This window comes from Streptomyces sp. Q2 (assembly GCF_056820935.1).
Map to the genome: position 1 here is coordinate 1 of NZ_JBXEJE010000074.1, position 23800 is coordinate 23800.

At 72.5% G+C, this 23800-nt stretch carries 22 protein-coding genes and 2 pseudogenes; 9 read left to right on the top strand and 15 right to left on the bottom strand.

Translation table 11 applies throughout. The features are described 5' to 3' along the window. Positions 1-672, top strand: a 672-nt coding sequence (locus ACWBNA_RS45415) for an SbcC/MukB-like Walker B domain-containing protein (RefSeq protein ID WP_482710468.1), incomplete at its 5' end; no start/stop codon positions are given. A gap of 66 nt (positions 673-738) precedes the next feature. On the opposite strand, the gene ACWBNA_RS45420 is transcribed toward ACWBNA_RS45415, so the two are convergent. Further along, complete coding sequence (locus tag ACWBNA_RS45420; protein WP_482710469.1) at positions 739-1185, bottom strand: Lrp/AsnC family transcriptional regulator; 447 nt, start codon at positions 1183-1185, stop codon at positions 739-741. Positions 1186-1309: 124 nt separating this feature from the next. On the opposite strand from ACWBNA_RS45420, the gene ACWBNA_RS45425 reads away from it, so the two are divergent. Together ACWBNA_RS45425 and ACWBNA_RS45430 are read left to right on the top strand one after the other, a co-directional pair. Next, on the top strand, positions 1310-1798 hold the full coding sequence (locus tag ACWBNA_RS45425; RefSeq protein ID WP_482710470.1) for a rhodanese-like domain-containing protein: 489 nt from the start codon (positions 1310-1312) through the stop codon (positions 1796-1798). A 43-nt stretch (positions 1799-1841) separates the two neighbouring features. Beyond that, positions 1842-2357, top strand: coding sequence for an immunity 21 family protein (locus tag ACWBNA_RS45430; RefSeq protein ID WP_482710471.1), 516 nt, complete (start codon positions 1842-1844; stop codon positions 2355-2357). Between the two features lie 170 nt (positions 2358-2527). Here ACWBNA_RS45430 and ACWBNA_RS45435 read toward each other — a convergent pair whose 3' ends face one another. Next, entirely contained in the window at positions 2528-4219 is a 1692-nt protein-coding gene (locus ACWBNA_RS45435) for a DUF885 domain-containing protein (RefSeq protein WP_482710472.1), read from the bottom strand. A 33-nt stretch (positions 4220-4252) separates the two neighbouring features. Next, positions 4253-4747 (bottom strand): Lrp/AsnC family transcriptional regulator, encoded by a 495-nt coding sequence (locus ACWBNA_RS45440; protein ID WP_482710473.1) that lies wholly within the window; start codon positions 4745-4747, stop codon positions 4253-4255. Positions 4748-4806: 59 nt separating this feature from the next. On the opposite strand from ACWBNA_RS45440, the gene ACWBNA_RS45445 reads away from it, so the two are divergent. Further along, positions 4807-6048, top strand: a complete 1242-nt coding sequence (locus ACWBNA_RS45445) for a trans-sulfuration enzyme family protein (protein ID WP_482710474.1) — start codon at positions 4807-4809, stop codon at positions 6046-6048. Here ACWBNA_RS45445 and ACWBNA_RS45450 read toward each other — a convergent pair. The 3 genes from ACWBNA_RS45450 to ACWBNA_RS45460 all read right to left on the bottom strand — a co-directional run bounded on the left by ACWBNA_RS45450 (position 6023) and on the right by ACWBNA_RS45460 (position 10402). After that, positions 6023-7477 (bottom strand): GNAT family N-acetyltransferase, encoded by a 1455-nt coding sequence (locus ACWBNA_RS45450; RefSeq protein ID WP_482710475.1) that lies wholly within the window; start codon positions 7475-7477, stop codon positions 6023-6025. The two genes, ACWBNA_RS45445 and ACWBNA_RS45450, sit on opposite strands and share 26 nt — an antisense overlap. A 129-nt stretch (positions 7478-7606) precedes the next feature. Continuing rightward, positions 7607-9181, bottom strand: a complete 1575-nt coding sequence (locus ACWBNA_RS45455; protein ID WP_482710476.1) for an alkaline phosphatase D family protein — start codon at positions 9179-9181, stop codon at positions 7607-7609. 390 nt (positions 9182-9571) lie between these two features. Beyond that, positions 9572-10402, bottom strand: coding sequence for an alpha/beta fold hydrolase (locus ACWBNA_RS45460; protein ID WP_482710477.1), 831 nt, complete (start codon positions 10400-10402; stop codon positions 9572-9574). Positions 10403-10555: 153 nt separating this feature from the next. Here ACWBNA_RS45460 and ACWBNA_RS45465 point away from each other — a divergent pair, with 153 nt between their 5' ends. Next, a complete protein-coding gene (locus ACWBNA_RS45465) occupies positions 10556-11440 on the top strand; it encodes an RNA polymerase sigma-70 factor (RefSeq protein ID WP_482710478.1) in 885 nt (294 codons plus the stop codon). Positions 11441-11633: 193 nt separating this feature from the next. Beyond that, entirely contained in the window at positions 11634-12395 is a 762-nt protein-coding gene (locus ACWBNA_RS45470) for a GntR family transcriptional regulator (RefSeq protein WP_482710479.1), read from the top strand. A 70-nt stretch (positions 12396-12465) separates the two neighbouring features. Here ACWBNA_RS45470 and ACWBNA_RS45475 read toward each other — a convergent pair whose 3' ends face one another. The 3 genes from ACWBNA_RS45475 to ACWBNA_RS45485 all read right to left on the bottom strand — a co-directional run bounded on the left by ACWBNA_RS45475 (position 12466) and on the right by ACWBNA_RS45485 (position 15793). Next, a complete protein-coding gene (locus ACWBNA_RS45475; RefSeq protein ID WP_482710480.1) occupies positions 12466-13623 on the bottom strand; it encodes an ROK family protein in 1158 nt (385 codons plus the stop codon). A gap of 323 nt (positions 13624-13946) precedes the next feature. Further along, on the bottom strand, positions 13947-14609 hold the full coding sequence (locus tag ACWBNA_RS45480; RefSeq protein ID WP_482710481.1) for a response regulator: 663 nt from the start codon (positions 14607-14609) through the stop codon (positions 13947-13949). Between the two features lie 14 nt (positions 14610-14623). Further along, entirely contained in the window at positions 14624-15793 is a 1170-nt protein-coding gene (locus ACWBNA_RS45485) for a sensor histidine kinase (protein ID WP_482710482.1), read from the bottom strand. 108 nt (positions 15794-15901) lie between these two features. On the opposite strand from ACWBNA_RS45485, the gene ACWBNA_RS45490 reads away from it, so the two are divergent. Genes ACWBNA_RS45490 through ACWBNA_RS45500 form a run of 3 tightly spaced genes read left to right on the top strand, consistent with a single transcriptional unit; the run spans position 15902 to position 18068 of the window. After that, a complete protein-coding gene (locus tag ACWBNA_RS45490) occupies positions 15902-16837 on the top strand; it encodes an ABC transporter ATP-binding protein (RefSeq protein ID WP_482710483.1) in 936 nt (311 codons plus the stop codon). Between the two features lies 1 nt (position 16838). After that, entirely contained in the window at positions 16839-17564 is a 726-nt protein-coding gene (locus tag ACWBNA_RS45495; RefSeq protein ID WP_482710484.1) for an ABC transporter permease, read from the top strand. Positions 17565-17621: 57 nt separating this feature from the next. Then, entirely contained in the window at positions 17622-18068 is a 447-nt protein-coding gene (locus tag ACWBNA_RS45500) for a hypothetical protein (RefSeq protein WP_482710485.1), read from the top strand. A gap of 4 nt (positions 18069-18072) precedes the next feature. Here ACWBNA_RS45500 and mug read toward each other — a convergent pair whose 3' ends face one another. The 6 genes and pseudogenes from mug to ACWBNA_RS45530 form a co-directional block, all read right to left on the bottom strand. Then, entirely contained in the window at positions 18073-18621 is a 549-nt protein-coding gene (gene mug, locus ACWBNA_RS45505; protein ID WP_482710496.1) for a G/U mismatch-specific DNA glycosylase, read from the bottom strand. Continuing rightward, positions 18618-20060, bottom strand: a complete 1443-nt coding sequence (gene purB / locus ACWBNA_RS45510; protein ID WP_482710486.1) for an adenylosuccinate lyase — start codon at positions 20058-20060, stop codon at positions 18618-18620. Before purB ends, mug begins: the two co-directional genes overlap by 4 nt. Before the next feature lie 300 nt (positions 20061-20360). Then, positions 20361-21143 (bottom strand): SGNH/GDSL hydrolase family protein, encoded by a 783-nt coding sequence (locus ACWBNA_RS45515; protein WP_482710487.1) that lies wholly within the window; start codon positions 21141-21143, stop codon positions 20361-20363. A gap of 167 nt (positions 21144-21310) precedes the next feature. Next, positions 21311-22249 (bottom strand): annotated as a pseudogene (locus tag ACWBNA_RS45520) (hemolysin family protein); the annotation flags it as partial. Between the two features lie 2 nt (positions 22250-22251). Continuing rightward, positions 22252-22464, bottom strand: a pseudogene (locus ACWBNA_RS45525) (CNNM domain-containing protein); the annotation flags it as partial. Then, positions 22461-23795: a hemolysin family protein gene (locus ACWBNA_RS45530; RefSeq protein WP_482710488.1), complete on the bottom strand. Its 1335-nt coding sequence runs from the start codon at positions 23793-23795 to the stop codon at positions 22461-22463. The pseudogene ACWBNA_RS45525 and the gene ACWBNA_RS45530, both read right to left, overlap by 4 nt. Positions 23796-23800 lie beyond the last annotated feature (5 nt).

Here is a 23800-nt window from a genome sequence, read left to right on the forward strand (position 1 = left end):
CAGCGGCTGCGCGACGCCGCCTCCGCGCGCGACGCGGCGGCCCGCCGCTGCACCGAGCTCGACCGTCTGTCCGCGCGAGCCGCCGCGGGAGTACGACGCCTCGCACCGCTGCGCGAGGAGTACGACCGCGTGGCCCGCCTGGCGGGCCTCGCCGCGGGCACCTCGGCGGACAACGAACGCAGGATGCGGCTGGAGTCGTACGTGCTGGCGGCCCGGCTGGAACAGGTGGCCGCCGCCGCGACCGTACGACTCCAGCGCATGTCGTCCGGCCGCTACACCCTCGTCCACTCCGACGACCGCAGCGGACGCGGACGCAGCGGCCTCGGACTGCACGTCGTCGACGCCTGGACCGGCCGGGAGCGGGACACGGCGACACTGTCCGGCGGCGAGACCTTCTTCGCCTCGCTCGCCCTCGCCCTCGGCCTGGCGGACGTCGTCACCGACGAGGCGGGCGGGGTCCGCCTGGACACCCTCTTCATCGACGAGGGCTTCGGCAGCCTCGACGACCAGACCCTCGACGAGGTCCTCGACGTCCTCGACTCGCTGCGCGAACGCGACCGCAGCGTGGGCATCGTCAGCCATGTCGCCGACCTGCGACGACGCATCCACGCGCAGCTGGAGGTCGTGAAGGGGCGCTCGGGGTCGGTGCTGCGGCAGCGGGGCGTCGCATAGCTGCCCGTCCACGACTCGTTCGGCAAGGGTGCGACCTGGTCGGTCCAGCCGTGCGGGGTGCCGACGTCAGCGGCCCAGGGGCCGGCGGGGCAGCGGCGAGGAGTAGACGACGCTCGTGGTCACCGAGCCCAGCGCGCCGATCTTGCCCGAGACCTCTTCCAGGTGGCGCATCGAACTCGCCGTGACCTTGATGACGAAGCAGTCGTCGCCCGTCACGTGGTGCGCCTCCAGGATCTCCGGCGTCGTCGCGACCAGGTCGTGGAAGGGCTTGTAGTTGCCGTTCGGGTAGCGCAGGCGGACGAAGGCCAGGATCGGCAGGCCGAGCCGCTCGGGGTCCACGACGGCCGCGTACCCCTTGATGACGCCGGCCTCCTCCAGCCGCCGTACCCGCTCGGTCACCGCGCTCGGCGACATGGACACGGCACGCGCCAGTTCGGCGAAACTGGCCCGGCCCTCCCGCTGGAGGACATCGAGGATGCGCCAGTCGGTGGCGTCCGGGGAATACACGGTCATGTCCGAGGAATAGCAGTGGAATCCCCGGCCCGGCAAGGCCTACGCCGGGGAATGCCACTTCAGGTCGGCGATCACCGGCCGTAGATTTCCGGTCACGGAGAACGACCACGGAAAGGGCCTCGACATGACCGCCACCCCCACGACGACCGCCGACAACCCCGTCCTGCGCGTCGCCCCCGCCACTCCGGCCGCGGCCGCCGCCCACTTCCGGGCGAGCCTCGTCTTCCACGCCGACGTGTCCGACGTCGCCGCCGCGCTCGCGGCCGACGGCGAGCCCGGCTTCGTCGTCCTCGACTCCCGCTCCACCGAGTCCTGGGACCAGGGCCACGTGCCGGGCGCGGTCCACCTGCCGACCGCGCTCATCCCCGAGCAGGCCGACCGGTTCCTCGACAAGTCCGTGCCGGTCGTGACGTACTGCTGGGGTCCCGGTTGCAACGGCGCCACCCGCGCCGCCCTCGCGCTCGCCGAACTCGGCTACCAGGTCAAGGAGATGCTCGGCGGCTTCGAGTACTGGGCGCGTGGGGGCTTCGAGTACGAGACCTGGCAGGGCCGCGAGCGGCGCGACGCCGATCCGCTGACCGCGCCCGTGGACGCGGACAACTGCGGCTGCTGAGGCCGCAGTCCGGTGCACTTTGCGGGAGTGTAGGTTCTGGCGCATGGTGCGATACGCGGAGCCGGGCACGGTGGAGTGGGTCGAGTCGGGCGGCGGTCCGCTCATAGCGGTGCCGGAGACGGTCCTGCCGTTCTGGGCGGGAGCCGACGGGGACGAGACGGCGTCCGACTACGACCGGGCCTGCGAGGTGGACGGCTTCATCGGTCTGCTGCCCGTCGGGGACAGCGCCGCGCTGGTGTTCGGCGACGATCCCGCCTCCACCACCTACCTGCCGGACCACCAGACCTTCGTACGGTGGTCCGCGGCCGACTCCGAGGCCGCGCTCCTCGCGGCGGTGCCGACGGCGCTCGACGCGGCGGCATGGGAACCGGAGGTGCTGTGGAACGTGCCGGGCGCGGTACTTCTGTTCGACGCGGCCTGGCCCGGCACCGGCTCCGTACACGCCGATCACGTCAGGGTCGTACTCGACCCGGGCCGCTACGCCGTGCGCGCGGCCCACGTGCGGCCGGGGCCCGAGACCTGGCTCGGCCTCGTACAGCTGCGGCGGCTGCCGGACTGATCCGCGGCTGGGGTCCGGCGACTCGTACAACTCGTACCTGTCGAAGGACCACCCTCGACTGTCACACCGCCGCCCGCCTCATCGCGTCGCTCGCGACCGACGAGGCGGGCTGGATCACCGACAACGTGAACGACTCGGTGGCCGGCGCACGGCGCTGACGCCTCGCAGGGCTACAGCTGCGACAACTCGTCCACCAGGTCGTCAAGACCCAGCGAGCCCTGCGAAAGAGCCGCCATGTGCCAGGACTTGAGGTCGAAGGCGTCGCCGTGCCGCGCGCGGGCGTTCTCCCGGCCGAGCAGCCAGGCCCGCTCGCCGAGCTTGTAGCCGATGGCCTGCCCCGGGATCGTCAGATAGCGGGTCAGCTCGCTCTCCACGAAGTCCGCCGGACGGCTGCTGTGCGCGCCGAAGAACTCCTGCGCCAGTTCGGGCGTCCAGCGCTCGCCCGGGTGGAACGGGGAGTCCGCGGGGATCTCCAGCTCCAGGTGCATGCCGATGTCCACGATGACCCGGGCGGCCCGCATCATCTGCGCGTCGAGGTAGCCGAGCCGCTGCTCCGCGTCGGTCAGGAAGCCGAGCTCGTCCATCAGCCGCTCCGCGTACAGCGCCCAGCCCTCCGCGTTGGCGCTGACCATGCCGATGGAGGCCTGGTAGCGGGAGAGGTCCTTGGCCACGTGCGCCCACTGGGCGAGCTGGAGGTGATGGCCGGGGACGCCCTCGTGGTACCAGGTCGACACGAGGTCGTAGACCGGGAAGCGGGTCTGGCCCATCGTCGGCAGCCAGGTGCGGCCGGGGCGTGAGAAGTCCTCCGACGGGGGCGTGTAGTAGGGGGCCGCCGCGCCGCCGGGCGGGGCGATCCGGGACTCCACCTTCCGGACCCGCTCGGCGAGTTCGAAGTGCGTGCCGTCGAGTGTTTCGATGGCCTGGTCCATCAGGCCCTGCAACCAGTCGCGGACCTCGTCGACGCCCTCGATGTGCTTGCCGTGCTCGTCGAGGTGGGCCAGCGCCACCCACGGGGTCTCGGCGCCGGGCAGGATCTTCTCGGCCTCCTGCCGCATCTCGCCGAGCAGCCGGTGGTACTCGGCCCAGCCGTACGCGTACGCCTCGTCCAGGTCGAGGTCCGTGCCGTTGAAATAGCGCGACCAGCGGGCGTAGCGCTCACGGCCCACCGTGTTCGGGGCGCCCTCGACGGCCGGCGCGTACACCACGCGCATCCAGTCCCGCAGCTCGGCCACGGCCGCGGTCGCCGCGCGGGCGGCCTCGTCGAGTTCGGTGCGCAGCGAGTCGGGGCCGGCCGACGCGAAGTCCTCGAACCAGCCGCGGCCCTTGCCGTCCGTGTCGGCCCACTCGGTGAGCTGCTCGACGAAGGTGGCCGTCGGACGCGGGCTCGCGTACAGCTTGCGCTCCAGGCCCAGCGTGAGGGACTCACGGTAGCCCGCCAGGGCGGTGGGCACCGCGCGCAGCCGCTCGGCGACCGCCGTCCAGTCCTCGTCGGTCTCCGTCGGCGTGACCGTGAAGACCTCCCGCACCGAGTGAGCGGGCGTGGCCATGTTGCCGACCGAGCGCAGCCCCTCGTCGGCCTCGTGCACCGCCAGTTCCGCGGTGAGCCGCTCGCGCAGCAGGCGCGCGCACCGGCGCTCGATGTCACTGTCCGCGCCGGGCTGCCGCTCGGCCTCGTCGAGCCGCGCGAGCGTGGATCGCTGAAGGTCCGCGAGTGCCTCCTGGCCCGCGGGCGAGAGGTCGGGCAGCCTGCTCGAACTCTCCTTCACGCCGAGATACGTACCGGTGACCGGGTCGAGGGCGATGAGCTCGTCGACGTACGCGTCGGCGACCTCACGGGGCAACGGGCTCTTGGTCTCAGACATGGGGACCATCCTCGTACGACGGGTCGTCGCACGTCACCCGGATTGAGCCGAGGGCGTATCGGGAGGCAGCAGGGGCCCGCAGTCCCACTGCTGGAAGATCAACCGGGTCTCCACGCGGGCCACTTCGCGCCGGGACGTGAACTCGTCGATGACCAGGCGTTGCAGGTCGGTCATGTCCGCGACGGCCACATGGACGAGGTAGTCGTCCGGGCCGGTGAGGTGGAAGACGGTCCGGGACTCCGCGAGCGCCCGGATCCGCTCCACGAACGGGCCCACCAACTCCCGCCGGTGCGGCCTGACCTGCACGGACAGCAGCGCCTCCAGGCCACGGCCCAGCTTGGCGGGGTCGAGCCGGAGCTGATGGCCGAGGATGACGCCCGCGCGGCGCAGCCGGGCCACCCGGTCCAGACAGGTCGACGCGGCGACCCCGACCTGCGCGGCGAGGTCCCGGTAGGTGGTCCGGGCGTCGTTCTGCAGCAGCCGCAGCAGATGCAGGTCCACCGGATCCAGTACGACAGATTCGGGCATCGGCCGAACGTAGCACGGGGTTCCACCTCTGTGACCCGTCCGCTGTTCACCCTTGCGTCATGGACACAGCGAGCAGGGAGGCGTCGTCGTACGACGCCGCACGCACCGCCACGAGAGCACTGGCCACCGAGGCCGTCCACGCCGGCCGCGACGACCTCGCCCGGCAGGGACTGCACGCCCCGCCGATCGACCTGTCCACCACCTACCCCTCATACGACAGCCGCGGTGAGGCCGCCCGTATCGACGCCTTCGCGACCACCGGCGCCGAGCCGGAGGGCCCGCCGGTCTACGGGCGGCTCGGCAACCCGACCGTCGCCCGCTTCGAGACCGCCCTGGCCCGACTGGAGGGCACCGAGGCCGCGGTCGCGTTCGCCAGCGGGATGGCCGCGCTGAGCGCCGTCCTGCTCGTACGGTCCTCCCTGGGCCTGCGCCACGTCGTGGCCGTACGCCCGCTGTACGGCTGCAGCGACCACCTGCTCACCGCGGGACTGCTCGGCTCCGAGGTGACCTGGACCGACCCGGCCGGGATCGCGGACGCGCTGCGGCCGGACACCGGCCTGGTGATGGTGGAGTCCCCGGCCAATCCCACGCTCGCCGAGGTGGACCTGAGAGCCGTCGCCCACGCCTGCGGCTCCGTGCCGCTGCTCGCGGACAACACCTTCGCCACGCCCGTGCTCCAGCGCCCCGCCGGGCACGGCGCGCGGCTGGTGCTGCACAGCGCGACGAAGTACCTCGGCGGGCACGGGGACGTCATGGCCGGGGTCGTGGCCTGCGACGAGGAGTTCGCCGGGCGGCTGCGGCAGGTCCGGTTCGCCACGGGCGGTGTGCTGCATCCGCTGGCCGGCTATCTGCTGCTGCGCGGTCTCGCGACCCTGCCGGTGCGGGTACGGGCCGCGTCCGCGAACGCCGCCGAACTCGCCCGACGCCTCGCGGCCGACCCGCGCGTCGGCCGCGTCCACTATCCGCGCATCGGCGGCGCGATGATCGCCTTCGAGGTGGAGGGCGACCCGCACGAGGTGATCGGCGGGGTCCGCCTGATCACTCCGGCCGTGAGCCTGGGCAGCGTCGACACCCTCATCCAGCACCCGGCGTCCATCAGCCACCGCATCGTGGCCGCCGAGGACCGGTGGGGCGCCGGCGTGAGCGACCGCCTGCTGCGGCTGTCGGTGGGCCTCGAGGACGTCGAGGACCTGTGGGAGGACCTGGACCGGGCGCTGGGTGAACGGTCCGACACCGTCCGTCGAACCGTCCACCCGGCCGGAGAGTCCGCGGCGCCTAGTCCCGTGCGGTCTCCTCGCTGAACTCCCGCTCCCGCTCCTGCTCGTACGGCGACCGGGCCGCGACCGAAGCCGTGTCCAGGCGGGCCGTGATCACCAGGGTGCCCTCCTCGATCTGGTAGTCGAGGGGGAGCCCCAGGCCCCGCATCGCGGCGACCATGCCGGTGTTGGACGCCTGCGTCACCGCGTACACGCTCGCGCAGCCCGCCTCGACGGCCATCGCCACCAGCCGGCCGAGGAGCTCGCCGCCGATGCCGCGCCGCTGCCAGGCGTCCTCGATGAGCAGCGCGACCTCCGTCTCGTCCCCGTCCCACATCAGATGCCCGAGCCCGACGACGCGCCCGGAGGCGGTCCGCACGGCGAGCGTCCGGCCGAAGCGAGGGCTGAGCAGGTGGTCGAGGTAGCGGTCGGCGTCACGGACCGGTCCGTGGTACCGCATGCCGAGGGTCCGCTGCGAGCACCGCTCGTGCATCGCCCTCGCTGCCTCCAGGTCACCCGTGTCGGCCCGGCGCACGGTGATGTCACTGCCCTCGGGGAGCGTCAGCACGTCGTGACTGCGCGGCACCCGCGGGCCGAGCCGCGCGTCCAGCTCCACCAGGGCCCGCACCCGCGCGAACTCGGTCGGCGTGAACGGCAGGTACGGCCGCTCCACGGTGATCACTCCGCCTTCCGGCGCCCGAAGCCGCATGACGGTGTCCTCCAGGACCCCCTCCGCGGGCACCGTCTCCGGCCCTTCACCCCCACCGGCCACCGGCTTCGCGGGCTGCGAGCGGATGGTGCACCGGCCCAGCAACTGCCGCAGCGCGAGCGGCAGTTCCGCCGCGTCCAGGGCCGTGCGGGCGGCCAGGCCCAGGACCCGGGTCGGCGCGTCCACCAGGTCGTGGGCGTCCGCCCGCTCGATCCAGGTGTCGCTGCCGCCGGCCAGTGCGACCGCTCGGGTGATCTCGCCGCCCGCGAGGTCGCCGGGCGCGCGCAGCAGGAACTCGTCCACGGTGCCGTCGGCCAGCGGGTGCGTCTGCAGGCTGAGGATGTCGACCCGCTGCCCGGCGAGAGCCGTGCACAGGGCGGCCAGCGAGCCCGGTGCGTCCTGCACCGTGGTCCGCATCCGCCACAGCGTGCTCTCCCCGGCCATCGGGCCCGCCGTCGCCGACGCCTGGTCGGACGGCCCGGCCTGCTGCTCCGTGAGCGGCGGCCGGGCACCGGTATCGCCCGTCGGGGGTGCGTGACCGTGGCGGCGTGCCCACCATGTGTGGAACCCGGCGGTGGCGATCAGGACGACCGCCGAGACCGCCAGCAGCGCGGGGCCGTCGGGCCCGTGCCCGACCAGGTTCGCCACGGCGTCCGCCACCGCCACGGCCGTGAACAGGGCGGCGAGTTCGATCACGTCGCGCCGCCAGTGGTGGACGAGGCGACCGTTCTTGGTGCGCGTCACATCGGACACTTTTCGAGTCATGCGGCCACTGTGGAGGAACGGTGTTGCGTGATCACGAACGCTTTGTGACTGATCGGTAAAAGATAGTTCCGTACCTTTTGTTTTTCTTTACACGATTCTGATGTGGCCTTTGCCGGCAGTGGATGGCCGTTACTGTCCGACCCGGCCCGGCTGAAGCACCTGTGTGAACAACACGGTGCCGTCCTGTTCCCGTAGCCGTACCGTCATCTCTCCGCTGGCCCCGTCGATGTCGACCTCGCCGAAGAACTGGTACCCGCCCGCCGGAGAGACATTGGCCGTGGTGGGCGCCTTGACGAAGACGCGGTCCGGGCCGAACGTGCCGTCCAGCGCGTTCGCCGGGAAGGCGCCCGCGTTGAGCGGTCCGGAGACGAACTCCCAGAACGGCGCGAAGTCCTTGAACGCGGCCCGCGACGGGTCGTAGTGCTGGGCCGAGGTGTAGTGGACGTCGGCCGTGAGCCAGACCGTGCCGGTGATTCGCCGGTGCTTGACGAACCGCAGCAGTTCGGCGATCTGCAGCTCCCGGCCGAGCGGCGCGCCGGGGTCGCCCTGCGCGACCGCCTCGAAGTTCGGCTTGCCGTCTGTGCCGTCCGGCACGACCAGGCCGAGCGGCATGTCCGAGGCGATCACCTTCCACACCGCCCGGGAGCGGGCCAGCTCGCGCTTGAGCCACTCGAGCTGCTCGCGGCCGAGGATGCCCTGCGGGTCGGTGGTCTGCTCGTCCGGCGAGTTCGCGTCGCGGTAGGTGCGCATGTCCAGGACGAAGACGTCCAGGAGGGGGCCGTGATGCTGCACCCGGTGGACCCGGCCGTCCGGGCGGCGCAGTGTCGAGATCGGGAAGTACTCCGAGAAGGCCCGCCGGGCGCGGGCGGCGAGCACGTCGACGTTCTTCTCCGTGTACCGGGTGTCGGCGAGGATCTCCCCGGGGAACCAGTTGTTGGTGACCTCGTGGTCGTCCCACTGGATGATGGAGGGGACCTGGGCGTTGAAGCGCCTGAGGTTCTCGTCGAGCAGGTTGTAGCGGAAGTTGCCGCGGAACTCCGCCAGGGTCTCGGCGACCTTCGACTTCTCCTCGGTGGTGATGTTCCGCCAGGTCCGCCCGTCCGGCAGGGCCACGGTCTCGGTGAGCGGGCCGTCGGCGTAGATGTTGTCGCCGCTGCAGAGGAAGAAGTCCGGGTCGAGGGCGCCCATCGCCTGGTAGACGCGGTAGCCGCCGAGCTCCGGGTTGATGCCCCAGCCCTGCCCCGCCAGGTCGCCCGACCACACGAACCGCACGCCGTCGCGTCGCCTGTCGGACGCCGTACGGAAGGTACCGGCCACCGGCTCGCCGGTGCGGCGCGGGTCGTCCGGGTCGGCGAGCAGCACGCGGTAGTGGATCTGCTCGCCCGCCGGCAGTCCGCGCAGCCGGGTCGTCCCCGTGAAGTCGGTGTCCACGCCGAGCAGCGGCCCGTGCCATCTGCGCGCGTTGCGGAACGACTCGGTGGCGGACGTCTCCACGACCATCCGCGCCGGACGGTCGGAGCGCACCCACACGAGCCCCGAGTCGCTGGTGACGTCTCCCGTCTGCACGCCCCAGCCCGCCCCGGGGCGCCCGGACAGCGCGAACGCGGGCGCCGCGCCGACGGCGGGGGACAGGGTCAGGGCCGCCGAGGCGGCGAGGGAGCCGCGCAGGACGCTGCGGCGGCCCGGGAACGGACGGTGGGTCATGGATGCGCCTCCGGGGACGGGTTCCGGCCAGTGTGCAGTGACACAACTACTGGCACGGCGCAGCCCACACGGAAACCACGAGTGAACACGGGGACAACTGACCGCGGGACAACTGACCGCGGGACAACTGACCGCGGGACCGCGGGGCGGCCGGCCCCGGGACAACGGGCAACTGACTGCGGGACGGGGCGACCGGCGCCGTCGGCACAGCCGGGAGGACCCGGACGCAGGCCAACGGCCCCGGCCGCACGGCGAGTCGCACACCGTCCGTGCCGGACGCGCTCGTCGGCCACGGCCCGACGCGGTGAGGGGGAGTCGAGTCGTACCCGCGGTGCGGCCGGGTGGCAGACCGCCTCCCGGCGCACCGGAACCGGAACCGGAATGAGCCCCTCAGCGGCTGCCGTCGAGGATGACGCGAGCGACCAGCGCCGGGTCGTCGTTCATCGGGCAGTGGCCGCAGCCGGGCAGCCGCACCAGCCGGGCCCGGGGGATGATCTGCTTGGCGCGTACGCCCTGGCGTCGGATGAGGAGACGGTCCTTCGTGCCCCACGCGAGGGTGACGGGAATGCCGGGAACGTCGTCGGTGAACTGGACGCTGGTGCCGGCCCGCAGGGTCTCGGCGAACCCCGTCGCCCGCGCCAGCGCCAGCGTCTCGGCCACGACGGCCTCCGGTGAACGGCGGGTCGGACGGGCGTAGATGGTGCTCGTCAGGGCCGCGCGTCCGGCGGCCGTGCGCGCCAGCTGCTCGACCATCGGGAGCGGCATCCGCTCGGCGATCCGCCGCATCGCGAGGAGAACGCCGAAGGCGTAGCGCCGCTCGGCCTGTGACCAGAACCCGGCCGGTGACAGGGCGGTGACCGACCGCACGAGCCGGTCGCGGCCGAGCTCCAGGGCGAGCAGACCGCCGAGCGAGTTGCCCGCCACGTGCGGCCGGTCGAGCTCCAGCGCCTCGCAGAAGGCGCCGAACACCGAGGTGGTCGTGGCCAGGTCGTACGCGAGGCCCTCGGGCAGACCGGGGGAGACCCCGAATCCGGGGAGGTCCACGGCGATCACGTCGCGCTCGGTCGCGAGGATGTCCACGATCGGGTCCCAGGCCTGCCGGTGGTGGCCGATGCCGTGCAGCAGGAGCAGAGGTTCGCCGCGGCCCGCGCGCGTGTAGGAGACGGTGACGGGCCGGGGTCCCCGGGGGGAGGGCACTTCGAAGGAGACGGTGGTGGACATGGGGCTGCTCCTCGACCGGTGGGGCTCGTTGACGAACGCGACGGTAGAGCTTGTCAGCAATTGCTACCGGCGGGTAGCCCCCTGTGGGCTCTTGGGGCGGCGCGCCACCGGGGCCACCTGGACACGACCGCGGGCGTCCGCTGGGATGGAGCCGTGACCGCCGACACCGTGACCGACGTCTTCGAAGAGCACCGCCCCGTCCTCCTGGGCGTCGCCTACCGCATGCTCGGGCGGGTGGCCGACGCGGAGGACGTGGTGCAGGAGGCCTGGCTGCGCTGGTCGGGCGCCGACCGCACCGAGGTGCGCGAACCACGCGCCTATCTGGTGCGCATCACCACCCGCCTCGCCATCGACCGGCTGCGCCAGGTCAAGGCGCGGGGTGAGACGTATGTCGGCCCGTGGCTGCCGGAGCCGTACGTCACCGACTTCGGGGACACCGTGCCCGACACCGCGGAGCGGGCGGTGCTCGCCGACTCCGTCTCCCTGGCCGTCCTCGTCGTCCTGGAGTCGCTGTCGCCGCTGGAACGCGCGGTGTTCGTCCTGCGGGAGGCCTTCGGCTACCCGTACGCCGACATCGCCGCCATGCTGGAGCGCGGCGAACCAGCCGTGCGGCAGCTCGCCGGGCGGGCCCGCAAACACGTCGAGGAGCGCCGGCCGCGCTACGAGGTCGACCCCGTCCAGCGCCGTGATCTCACCGAGCGGTTCCTCGCCGCCGCCGGCGGGGGCGACCTGGAGGGGCTGATGTCGCTGCTCGCCCCCGACGTCCGCCTCGTGGGCGACAGCGGCGGCAAGGCGAAGGCCCCGCTGCGGGTCCTGGAGACGGCCGACAAGGTGGGCCGCTTCATCCTCGGCACCGCCCAGAAGGGCGTTGCCGACGTGTCCTTCCGCTTCCTGGAGCTCAACGGGGGCCCCGCGATCCTGGTCCTGTCAGGCGGCAAGCCTGATTCCGTCTTCCAGCTGGACGTCCTGGACGGGCGCATCCAGTCCGTCTACATCATGCGCAACCCGGACAAACTGCTATCCCTGGCGGCCCTCTGAGACTCGGCGTTCGGCCCGCCGTACGAACGCCTCGTGAACGCTGCCCGGCCCCTCCGTCATCCGTTGAGCCAGGGATCGAGGATTGGTCTTGACCAAGGGTGGGGGCCGTCCTATGGTCGCAGAGAAGTGCAACAACCTTTAATAAACAAGGGCGCCAAAACGCCGCCGGATCACGGCGATTGCGGAGGACAGGGTGGGGACCACGCAGTTGGAAACGGTGCCGGAACCGAAGTACTGGCATCTCAAGACCGTACTCAGTGAGGCACTGGACACCGAGTTCACGGTGGGCGAGATCCTGCCCAACGAGCGCGATCTCGCCGCCCGCTTCGGCGTGGCCCGCGCGACGCTCCGTCAGGCCCTGGAACAGCTCGAACTGGAAGGCCGCCTCCAGCGCCGTCGCGGCGTCGGTACGACGGTCGCCCCGCCGCGCGTGGGCGTCGCCGTCGGCACGGAACAGCACGCCTGGCCGGGCGCGGCCGGCGACGACTGGCAGCCCGTCGACTCCGCGCCCCAGGTGCCGCCCGCGGCCGTCGCCGCCGTGCTGGAGACCGGGGCCGACGAGCCCGTCCACGTGGTGCGCCGCTCCCGTACGACCCACGGTCAGCCCGTGGCCGCCGAACTGCTCTACGTCGCTCAGTCGGCGGTGCCCGACCTCTCGGCCATAGACGCGCCCGCCGGAGCGGCACGCGCGCGTGCCGTGCTGCGCGAGCTGCAGCGCCTGGAGCTGGACGGCCAGGAGAGCGCCGTCGAGCTGGGCTCCGCCCGCGCGGACGACGCCCGGCAGCTGGACCGGCTCCCCGGGGCGCCCGTCCTCGTGGTCACCACCCGTTACCTCGCCGAGGGCCGTACGGCCGCGGTCTCCGTCGCCACGTACCGCGCGGACACCTGCCGGCTGACCTTCGGGGACTCCGGCGGTGTGGAGATCCACCAGGGCCCGGAGCGCCGGGCGTCCTGACCGTCGTCGTCGTGCCCCGCGTCGAGCGCCCCGGAGCCGTTTCCGGGGCGCTGTTCCATGCCGGCGGCCCTCAGCGGCGCGCCGTCATCGTGCCCTCCACCGCGAACAGTTGCTCCTCCACATGGTCGAGCGCCAGCCGCAGCGCGCCCGTCGCCACGGCGGCCTCGCCCAGGAGCGACAGAGCCACCTTCGGGGGCCGCAGGCAGTAACGCGCCAGCTCGCGGCGCAGGGGTTCCAGCACGCCGTCCAGGCCGGCGGCCCAGCCGCCGACGACGACCAGCTCCGGGTCGAGGGCCAGCACGAGCGCCGCCACGTCGTGGACGAGCCGCTGGATGAAGCGGTCGACGGCCGCGCGGGCCCGCTGGTCGCCCTCGCGGGCCTGCGCGAAGACCTTGGCGACGGCCTGCTCGTCCAGCGGGTGCAGGGGCTTGTCCGTGGTGGACAGCAGTGTCTCCGGAGTGACCTCGCGCCCCAGCAGGTGCAGGGCGCCGATCTCGCCGGCGGCTCCGCCGTAGCCCCGGTGCAGCTGCCCGCCGATCAAGGCGCCGGCGCCCGGGCTCAGCCCGGCCAGCACGAACACGACGTCGTCGGACTCGATGGCGGAGCCCTTCCAGTGCTCGGCGACCGCCGCGGCGTTGGCGTCGTTCTCGACCAGGACCGGGCACTTGAAGGAACGGCTCAGCCGCTCGCCCAGCCGCAGCCCCGTCCACTCGGGCAGCGCGGTCCCCAGCCGAACCGTTCCGTCCGCCTCCACGATCCCCGGCGTGGCGACTCCCACGGCCCGCAGGGAGCCGCGCGCGATCCCGGCCCGGCGCAGCAGTTCGGCCACCGCGGTGCGTACGCGTTCCAGACGCTCGTCCGCCGAGGCCGTCTCGTCGACGTCCTTGGCCTGCGCGCCGATGATCCGGCCGTCCAGGTCGGACAGGAGCACGGCGATGCGGTGCGCGCCGATCTCCAGACCCAGCAGATGACCCGCCTCGGCCCGGAACCTGAACCGGCGCGCGGGCCGCCCCTGACGTCGTACGACGCTCTCGTCGGCCGCCTTCTCGACGACGTAACCCGCCTCGATGAGCCCTTCGACGACACCCTCGACGGTCGGCCGGGACAGTCCGGTCACCCGGGTGATCTCGGTCAGCGTCGCGCAGTCCGTGGCGCGCAGCGCGTGCAGCACCACCGCGGAATTGATCCTCCGCAGCAGCGAGGGATCCCCGCCGGTCAGCCGCCCCAACGTCCGTCCTCCCAGCTCGTGCGCGTGTTGGCCGGATCGTACTCGGCGCGGCGGACCCCGGCGAGTGCCGGGCCACACGAGAGGCCCGCCCGGCTCCACCGACCGGTTCCGGTCAGCGGTCACTTCGGCCTCGGCGACGGGTTGAAGGTGGTCGTCCGCCCAGCCCGGCGGCGGTACGGGTCGGCGGGGCGCTTGGGCCCCTTGACGGGTTCTGCTCAGCCGGGCGCTGGGCCCCTTGACGGGGTCAGGTCAGAGGGCAAGGCCCGGGTCCATCACGGGGTTGAGGGCCGTCGTCCGCCTCGCCCACCGACGGGTTCCGGAGGTCAGCCGGGTGCCACGAATCCCGACTCGTACGCCGCGATCACGGCCTGCGTACGATCCCGCGCGCCCAGCTTGGCCAGCACGGCGCTCACGTGGGACTTCACCGTCTCCGTCCCCACGACCAGCCGGGCGGCGATCTCCGCGTTCGACAGCCCCCGGGCCATCAGCCGCAGCACCTCGGCCTCCCGCTCGGTCAGCTGGGCGCGCTCCACCACGGCTCGGGCCGCGCGGTTGCCGCCGTCCTCGCCGTACTCCGCGGCGAGCTGCCGCACCGAGGCCGGGAACAGCAGCGACTCGCCCTCGGCGACCAACCGCACCGCGTGCACGATCTCCGCCGGCCGCGCCCGCTTCAACAGGAACCCGTCGGCGCCGGCCCGCAGCGCCTCGTACACGTACTCGTCGTTCTCGAACGTCGTCACCACGAGGATCTTGGGCGGCTCGGCGACCGTCCGCAGCACCGCGCGCGTGGCCTCGATGCCGTCCATGAGGGGCATCCGTACGTCCATGGCGACCACGTCGGGCCGCAGCTGCCGCACCAGAGGGATCACCGCCGCCCCGTCGGCCGCCTCCCCGACGACCTCGATGTCGGGCTGCGCCTCCAGCACGGCCCGCAGACCGGCACGTACGAGGGGTTCGTCGTCGACGAGGAGAACGGTGACCGGCATCCGGCCAGCGTAGATCAGCGCAACGGCAGTTCGACCCGCACCTGCCAGTCGCCCAGGTCCGGCCCGGTGTGCGCACGGCCCCCCAGCAAGGCCGCCCGCTCGCGTATGCCGCGCAGGCCGCTGCCCCGTCCGGGGCCGGGTATGTCGGCGGTGAGCGGATTGCGGACCTCCAGGCCGAGACATCTGTCGTCGACCTCGATGCGGACCCGGACGGGGACGGCTCCCGCGTGCCGCAGCACGTTGGTCAGCGACTCCTGGAGGATGCGGTAGCCCTCGCGGGAGACCGGTCCCGGCACGGTGTCCAGGGGCCCGGTCACGTCGACGTCGACCTTCGCCCCGGAGGCGCGGGCCGACTCCAGCAGACGGTCGGCGTCGGTGAGCGTCGGGCGGCTGCTGACGGGCCGCTCCGACTCCCGCAGGATCCCGAGCACACGCTCCAGATCCTCCAGGGCCGCCCGGCCGGTCTCCTCGATCGCGTCCAGGGCGCGGTCCGTGAACGCGGGATCGCCGGCCGCGCGCGCGGCACCCGCCTGCACGACGGCCACGGTCAGCGCGTGGCCGATGGAGTCGTGCAGTTCGCGGGCGATACGGGTGCGTTCCAGGAGTTGTTCGGTGCGCTCCTCCATGGCGGCGAGCCGCTCGGCGGGGGAGGGGCCGAGGAGACGGCGGGCGATGACGGTGATCAGCTCTCCGGAGGCGACCACGACGGCGGCCAGCGCGAGCAGGGGGAGGGGCGTCAGCAGGGCGTACCACCAGTGGTGGCCCGGGACCTGGATGAATGTGGCCGGGTCCGGACTGCCTCCCCGGGCGGTGCGCACCAAGTCGTCGGTGAGCATGGGCAGGTGGATCGTGAGGAAGCAGACCGCGCAGCCCACGAGCAGCCGGGTCTGCAGCCACAGCGCCGTGCGTCCGCGGTCGCCCCAGGTGACGGACAGCGCGGTGACGATGTCCGTGTTCCCGCTGTCGTGCCGCTGACCGAGCAGCAACAGCCTGGCCTGCAGCCCTTCGACGGTGCGCATCGCGGGTACGAGTCCCGCCACGGCGAGCAGTACCACCGCTGTGAACCACGCCCACATCGGATCGAAGATGTACCACCACATGGCCGGCCACACGACGGCCATGAACAGATGCAGCCATCGTGTGTACGTCACCGCCCGGGTGAACGGGCGCAGCATGCGGGTCATTTCGTCATCGTGCCAGCTCCCACTGACAACGGGCTTCCCCCGCGTGGGGGAGACGGTCCCCACCGGTGGGGGAGGCCCGCGCCCCCCTCCCCCGGCCAGGCTGCTGCCATGACCAGCATCGACGTCCAGCACCTGACCAAGGAGTACGGCACCCGGCGCGCCGTGGACGACCTCACCTTCCGTGTCCTCCCCGGCCGAGTCACCGGCTTCCTCGGCCCCAACGGCGCCGGAAAGTCCACCACCATGCGGCTGGTGCTCGGCCTCGACCGGCCGACGTCCGGTTCCGCCACGATCGGCGGGCGTGCCTACGCCACGTTCCGTGAACCCCTGCACCACGTGGGCGCACTGCTCGACGCGCAGGCCGCGCACGGCTCCCGCACCGGCCGCGATCACTTGCGCACGCTGGCCGCCGGCAACCGCATCCCGGACCGGCGGGTCGACGACGTGCTGGAGGAGACCGGGCTCGCTTCGGTGGCCCGCCGCCGGGTGAAGACGTACTCCCTTGGCATGCGCCAGCGGCTGGGCATAGCGGCCGCCCTGCTCGGCGACCCCGAGGTGGTGATGCTCGACGAGCCGTCGAACGGCCTCGACCCCGAAGGCATCATCTGGATCCGCGAGTTGCTGCGCCGGCTCGCGTCAGAGGGGCGCACGGTCCTGGTCTCCAGCCATCTGATGAACGAGACCGCTTCCTTCGCCGACCATCTCGTGGTCCTCGGCCGGGGCCGTCTGCTCGCCGACACGCCGATGCGGGAGTTCATCCACGCCCGCGTGCGGCCCCGCGTACGCGTCCGCACCTCGGACCCCACCGGGCTCAAGAGCGTCCTCGCACAGCACGGCCACGACGCCGAACAGCACGAGGACGGGTACTGGACCGTGCACCACGCGCGCGTGGACGACATCGGCCGCCTGGTGTCCGCCGCGGGCGTGCCGGTCCTCGAACTCGCCGCGGAGGAAGCCACCTTGGAACAGGCCTACCTCGATCTCACGGCCTCGGAAACCGAGTTCGCCGCCCCCTCGTCCGCGGCGCAGCCGCAGGAGGCCTGACATGTCCTTCGCACCCGTCCTCCGAGCCGAGTGGCTGAAGATCCGCACACTGCGTTCGCTGTGGGGAACGCTGCTGGCGGTGTTCGCCGCGACCACCGCGTTCTCTGCCGTCGCCGGGGTGTCCGAGACGTCCGACCCCGAGTTCGACCCGCTGTTCACGGCGCTGTCCGGGGCCGCACCCGGCCAGATCGCGGCCATCTCCTTCGGCGCGCTGGCCGTCTCGTCCGAGTTCCACGGGGGCGGACTGCGGTCGGCACTCGCCGCGGTGCCGCAGCGCGGACGGCGGTTCGCGGCCAAGGTGACCGCGGTCGCCCTACCCTCCCTCCTCGTGGGGCTGGTCACCGCCTTCGCCGCGCTCGTCGTGGCGCGGGTCGGCCTCGGCGACGCGGCGAGCGGGCTCGGCGTCGGCGAGCAGGTGCGCGGGGTCGTGGGCTGCGGGATCTACCTGATGCTGATGACGCTGATCGCGGCCGGACTCGCGGCCCTGCTGCGCAGCGGGGTGGCCACGCTCTCCCTGCTGATCCCGTTCGTCCTCGTCGTCTCGTTCGTCGTCGGGGACGCGGCGGGCACGGTCGCCGACTTCCTGCCGGACAAGGCCGGCCAAGTCGTGCTCCACCAGTCGTACGACGGCGCCTTGGGGCCGTGGTCAGGGCTCGCCGTGACCGCGCTGTGGACCGCGGTGGCACTGGTGGCGGGGGCGTGGAGCGTACGTCGGCGGGACGCCTGACACGGGGGCCGTCTGACGCCACGCCAATTGTCAGTGGCGGCCGGTTTACTGGATCACATGGACAGTGCGAAGTACGTCGCGAAGCTCGACTCGCTGTGCACCGAAGACCTTTCCAAGGCGCGCGGCGGGTCGGACCTCTTCATGGCGGGACCCGGCTATCGCATCGTGTCACTGGCGGTGAGCCACGGCCTGCGAACGGGCGAGGCGTCGCGCCGGGTGGAGACGGCGGACGACGTCCAGGCTCTCAAGGACCACCTCGCACAGGAGATGAACGGCCGCTGGGGCGAGCAGCGGCCCAGCTGGGGGATGGTGACGCTCAGGGTGCGCCTTGAGCGCGGAGAGGAGATACCGGAGCCGTGGGCCACGATGAGCATCCTGGTGGATGAGCTGAACCTGTGGCAGCCGGCCGGCACGGAACGCTGGATCGCCCTGGGCGTCGCGGACAAGGACTCCGCCGACGAGGTCCACGTCCTGGCCGTCGCCTCGGACACGGACCCGCCCTGACCCGCTAGGTGCCCTCCGCCGCGACCCGCAGCCGCGCGAACTCCTCCGCCATCGTCGCCGCCGTCCAGTGCGCGTTCAGCCCGCTCGGATTCGGCAGCACCCACACGCGCGTGTCCCCGATCGTCCGCTCCTGCGGCCCCACTGTGGCCTTGCGGTCGTCGAAGGCGGCCCGGTAGGCGGTGACGCCGACCACGGCCAGCCAACGCGGACGCAGCCGCGCCACCTTGACGGCCAGGAGCCGGCCACCCTCCTGGTACTCCTGCGCGCTCAGCTCGTCGGCCCGCGCGCTCGCCCGGGCCACGACGTTGGTGATGCCGAGCCCGTACGACAGCAACTCCCGCTGCTCCGAAGGCTTCAGGAGCCTCGGCGTGAACCCGGACAGATGCAGCACCGGCCAGAACCGGTTGCCGGGGCGGGCGAAGTGGTGGCCCGTCGCGGCCGTCATCAGACCAGGGTTGATACCGCAGAACAGCACGCGCAGACCGTCCGCGGCGACATCCGGTACCAGACGGTCGCGGGCGGCCTCCAACTCCTCGGGAGTGAAACGCGTCAGAGGATCGCTCCGGGGGTGTAGCCCGCGGCCTCGGGGCGCTGCTTGACGATCTCCTCGATGCGGCCGACGACCGTGGTGACCTGGTCGGCCGCGGCGCCCGTGAAGGACAGCTTGTCCGCCATCAGCGCGTCCAGCTGGGCACGGTCGAGCGGGATGCGCTCGTCGGCGGCCAGCTTGTCGAGCAGTTCGTTGCGCTCGGCGCCCTGCTCGCGCATCGCCAGCGCGGAGGCCACCGCGTTCTCCTTGATCGCCTCGTGCGCGAGCTCCCGGCCGACGCCCGCGCGCACCGCGCCCATCAGGACCTTGGTGGTGGCGAGGAACGGCAGGTAGCGGTCCAGTTCGCGCGCGACGACCGCCGGGAAGGCGCCGAACTCGTCGAGCACCGTCAGGAACGTCTCCAGCAGGCCGTCCAGGGCGAAGAAGGCGTCCGGCAGCGCGACCCGGCGCACCACCGAGCAGGACACGTCACCCTCGTTCCACTGGTCGCCGGCCAGCTCGCCGGTCATCGACGCGTAGCCGCGCAGGATGACCATCAGGCCGTTGACGCGCTCGCAGGAACGGGTGTTCATCTTGTGCGGCATCGCGGACGAGCCGACCTGGCCCGGCTTGAAGCCCTCGGTGACCAGTTCGTGTCCGGCCATCAGGCGGATCGTCTTCGCCAGCGACGACGGCGCCGCCGCCAGCTGCACCAGCGAGGTCACGACCTCGTAGTCCAGCGAGCGCGGGTAGACCTGACCCACCGAGGTGAACGCCTGCGAGAAGCCCAGGTGCCCGGCGATCCGCTGCTCCAGCTCAGCGAGCTTGGCCGCGTCCCCGCCCAGCAGGTCCAGCATGTCCTGCGCCGTGCCGACCGGACCCTTGATGCCGCGCAGCGGGTAGCGGCCGAGGAGCTCCTCGACCCGGCCGTACGCCACGAGCAGCTCGTCGGCCGCGGTCGCGAACCGCTTGCCGAGGGTGGTCGCCTGCGCGGCCACGTTGTGCGAGCGGCCGGCCATGACCAGCTCGCCGTACTCGCCCGCCAGCTTCCCGAGCCGCGCCAGCACGGCCACCGTACGGTCGCGCACCAGCTCCAGCGACAGCCGGATCTGCAGCTGCTCCACGTTCTCGGTCAGGTCGCGCGAGGTCATGCCCTTGTGCACCTGCTCGTGCCCGGCGAGGTCGTTGAACTCCTCGATCCGCGCCTTCACGTCGTGCCGCGTGACCTTCTCGCGCTCGGCGATCGAGGCCAGGTCGACCTGGTCGAGGACGCGCTCGTAGTCGGCGATCGCCGCGTCCGGCACCTCGATCCCGAGGTCCTTCTGGGCCCGCAGCACGGCGAGCCAGAGCTGACGCTCCAGCCTCACCTTCTGCTCGGGCGACCAGAGCGTGGCGAGCTCGGTCGAGGCGTAGCGTCCGGCGAGGACGTTCGGGATGCGGGGCTTGGCGGGAGCGGAAGTCACGTGTACGGATTCTACTGGCGATTCCTGCAGGCCAGCGCCGCGGGTGTGTTCGTCGGAACCTACGAGAGCGTCGCGGCGAGGCCGGGCGGCAACCTGTGCGGGCCGCAACCGCGGCCCCACCAGCAGGCCGGCGCCTTCCCGCGCACCGACGGCACCAGGTCCAGGAGGCTCCGGCCGCTCCGGCAGACCCGCCCGGTACGCGCCGTGACCTCCCCCCGCGTACCGCTGCCGTTTCGCTGGCCTGACCGCCGTGCCCGCGGATCCGGCCACGGCCGTGGATCATCCGCGTGTCATGGCGGGCTACTCCGTCGGCCACTCATAGGGCCGCAGGTCCGGACGTTTCGGCGGCAGGCCGTCGCCCGAGGAGCGACCCGTCAGCCGGCGGCCGATCCACGGCAGCAGGTACTGCCGGGCGAACCGGACGTCCTCGGCCCGGCGGGCGGCCCAGCCCGGCGGCAGGGTGAGGGGCAGGGGCGTGCGCCACTCGGTGTCCTCGGGCTCGTAGCCGAGCGACTGCCAGACCGCCTCGGCGACCCGGCGGTGGCCCTCCGCCGTCAGGTGCAGCCGGTCCACGTCCCACATCCGCGGGTCCCTCAACGAGGGCGCCCCGTACAGGTCGACGACCAGAGCGCCGTGCTTGTCGGCGAGAGCGTCGACACACTCGAACAGCTCCTCCATGCGCGGCCGGAAACGCTCCAGGACCGGGCCGTGGCGTCCCGGGCTGCGCATCAGCACCAGCTGCTTGCAGGACGGGGCGAGCCGCTCCACGGCCTCCGTCAGCAGGGCGCGCACCCGCCCCATGTCGCACTTGGGGCGGAGCGTGTCGTTGAGCCCGCCGACCAGCGTGACCACGTCGGCCCGCATGGCCGCCGCCACGTCGATCTGCTCGGCGACGATCTGCCCGATCAGCTTGCCGCGCACCGCGAGGTTCGCGTACCGGAAGCCGGGGGAGTGGGCGGCCATCCGCCCGGCGAGCAGGTCGGCCCAGCCCCGGTAGGTGCCGTCCGGCAGCAGGTCCGACATGCCCTCGGTGAAGGAGTCGCCGACCGCGACCAGGCTGGTGTGTGTGGGGTTCGTCTGCATGGCGTCAGCGATGGTAACCCGGGCCCATACCCGCCGGTCGGTCGGCCCGGACACTCCGCGACGACGGCTCGCGCCTGCTGTCGCGACGACGGCTCGCGCCTGCTGCCGTGGCGACGGCTCGCGCCTGCTGCCGTGGCGACGGCTCGCGCCCGCTGCCGCGACAACGCTCACGCCCGCTGCCCGAACAGTTCCCGCAGCACGTCCTCCATGGTCACCAGACCGGTCAGCCGCCCGTCCGCGCCCAGCACGGCCGCCAGGTGCGTCCGACTGCCTCGCATCGCCGTGAGGACGTCGTCGAGCGGCGTGCTCTCCCGGATCCGGGCGATGGGCCGCATGTCCCTCTGCTGGAACGGCAGGTCGCGCGGGATCTTGTCGAGTGCGTCCTTCACGTGCAGGTAGCCGGTGATCCGGCGCCCCTCGTCCACCACGGGGAAGCGGGAGTAGCCGGTCTCGGCCGACAGCGCCTCCAGCCGCTCGGGCGTGGCGCCCAGGTACACGTAGGCGACGCGGTCCAGCGGGAGTACGACGTCCCGCACGGGCCGGCGCCCCAGCTCCAGCGCGTCGTGCAGCCGCTCCCGGGCACGGTCGTCGATCAGGCCCGCCTCGCCGGAGTCCCGGACGATCCGGGCCAGCTCGGCGTCCGAGAAGGTGGCCGTGACCTCGTTCTTCGCCTCGACCTTGAGCAGCTTCAGCAGGGCGTTGGCGAAGGCGTTGACCGTGAAGATCACCGGGCGCAGCGTCCGGGACAGGGCGACCAGCGGCGGGCCGAGCAGCAGGGCGGTGCGCACCGGCTCGGCGAGCGCGATGTTCTTCGGCACCATCTCGCCGAGCAGCATGTGCAGATACGTCGCCAGGCTCAGCGCGATCACGAAGGAGACCGCGTGTCCGGCGCCCGCGGGCACGCCCATCGCGTGGAACACCGGCTCCAGGAGATGCGCGATGGCCGGCTCGGCGACCACACCGAGCACCAGGGTGCACAGGGTGATGCCGAGCTGCGCGGCCGCCATCAGCGCGGACACGTGCCGCAGTCCCCACAGCACGCTCTTCGCGCGCCGGTCGCCCTGGTCGGCGTGGGGCTCGATCTGGCTGCGGCGTACGGAGATCAGNCCAGGGTGCACAGGGTGATGCCGAGCTGCGCGGCCGCCATCAGCGCGGACACGTGCCGCAGTCCCCACAGCACGCTCTTCGCGCGCCGGTCGCCCTGGTCGGCGTGGGGCTCGATCTGGCTGCGGCGTACGGAGATCAGGGCGAACTCGGCGCCCACGAAGAAGGCGTTGACGACGAGGGTCGCCAGACCGATCAGCAACTGGACGGCGGTCACGTGCCTTCCACCTCCGTCATCTCGTCGTTCAGCGGTGCGTGCAGCAGCAGCCGGGCGGCCCGGCGGCCCGACGCGTCCACCACGTCCAGCCGCCAGCCCGCGACCTCGATGCGGTCACCGACGGCGGGGATGCGGCCGAGTTCCGTCGCGACGAGTCCGGCAAGAGTCTCGTAGGGCCCGTCGGGCGCCCTCAGGCCGACGCGGGCGAGCTGGTCGGTGCGGGCGGAGCCGTCCGCGGAGTACAGGGTGCGGCCGTCGTCGTCGGTGCCGGCGGGGGCCAGGTCGGGCGTCTCGTGCGGGTCGTGCTCGTCCCGTACCTCGCCGACGACCTCCTCGACGATGTCCTCCAGCGTGGCCACGCCCGCCGTACCGCCGTACTCGTCGATGACCACGGCCATCGTGCGCTTGCCGGCCAGTCGGTCCAGGAGCCGGTCGACGGTGAGGGACTCCGGGACCAGGAGCGGCTCGCGCATCAGCTCGGAGACGGGGACACGGGGGCGGCGCCCGGCGGGGATCGCCAGGACGTCCTTGATGTGCGCGGTGCCCACGACCGAGTCGAGATTGCCGCGGTAGACGGGGAACCGGGACAGTCCCGTCGCCCTGGTCGCGTTCGCCACGTCCTCGCAGGTTGCCTGCGCGTCGAGGGCGATGACCTGCACGCGCGGTGTCATCACGTTCTCCGCGGTCAGGTCGGCGAGGTTCAGTGTCCGTACGAACAGCTCGGCGGTGTCCGCCTCCAGGGCGCCCTCGCGGGCGGAGTAGCGGGCCAGCGCGGCCAGCTCCTGCGGGCCGCGCGCGGAGGCCAGTTCCTCGGCGGGTTCCAGGCCGAAGAGCCGCACCGCGCGGTTGGCGGTGTTGTTGAGGTGGGTGATGAAGGGGCGGAACGCGGCACTGAACCAGCGTTGCGCGTTGCCCACCCGCTTGGCGACGGCCAGTGGCGAGGAGATCGCCCAGTTCTTCGGCACCAGTTCACCGACGACCATCAGGAAGACCGTCGACAGGGCCGTGCCGAGCACCAGGGCGAGCGAGCTCGCCGTGGAGCGCGAGACGCCCATGGATTCCAGCGGGCCCGCGATCAGCGCGGCGATCGACGGCTCGGCGAGCATGCCGACCACCAGGTTGGTGACCGTGATGCCGAGCTGTGCGCCGGAGAGCTGGAAGGTCAGGCTCCGTACGGCCTTCAGGGCCCCGGCCGCGCCCCGCTCGCCGCGCTCGGCGGCGCGCTCCAGTTCGCCGCGCTCGACGGTGGTCAGCGAGAACTCGGCGGCGACGAAGGCGCCACAGGCCAGTGAGAGCAGGATCGCCACCAGCAGCAAGAGCACTTCTGTCATCGGGT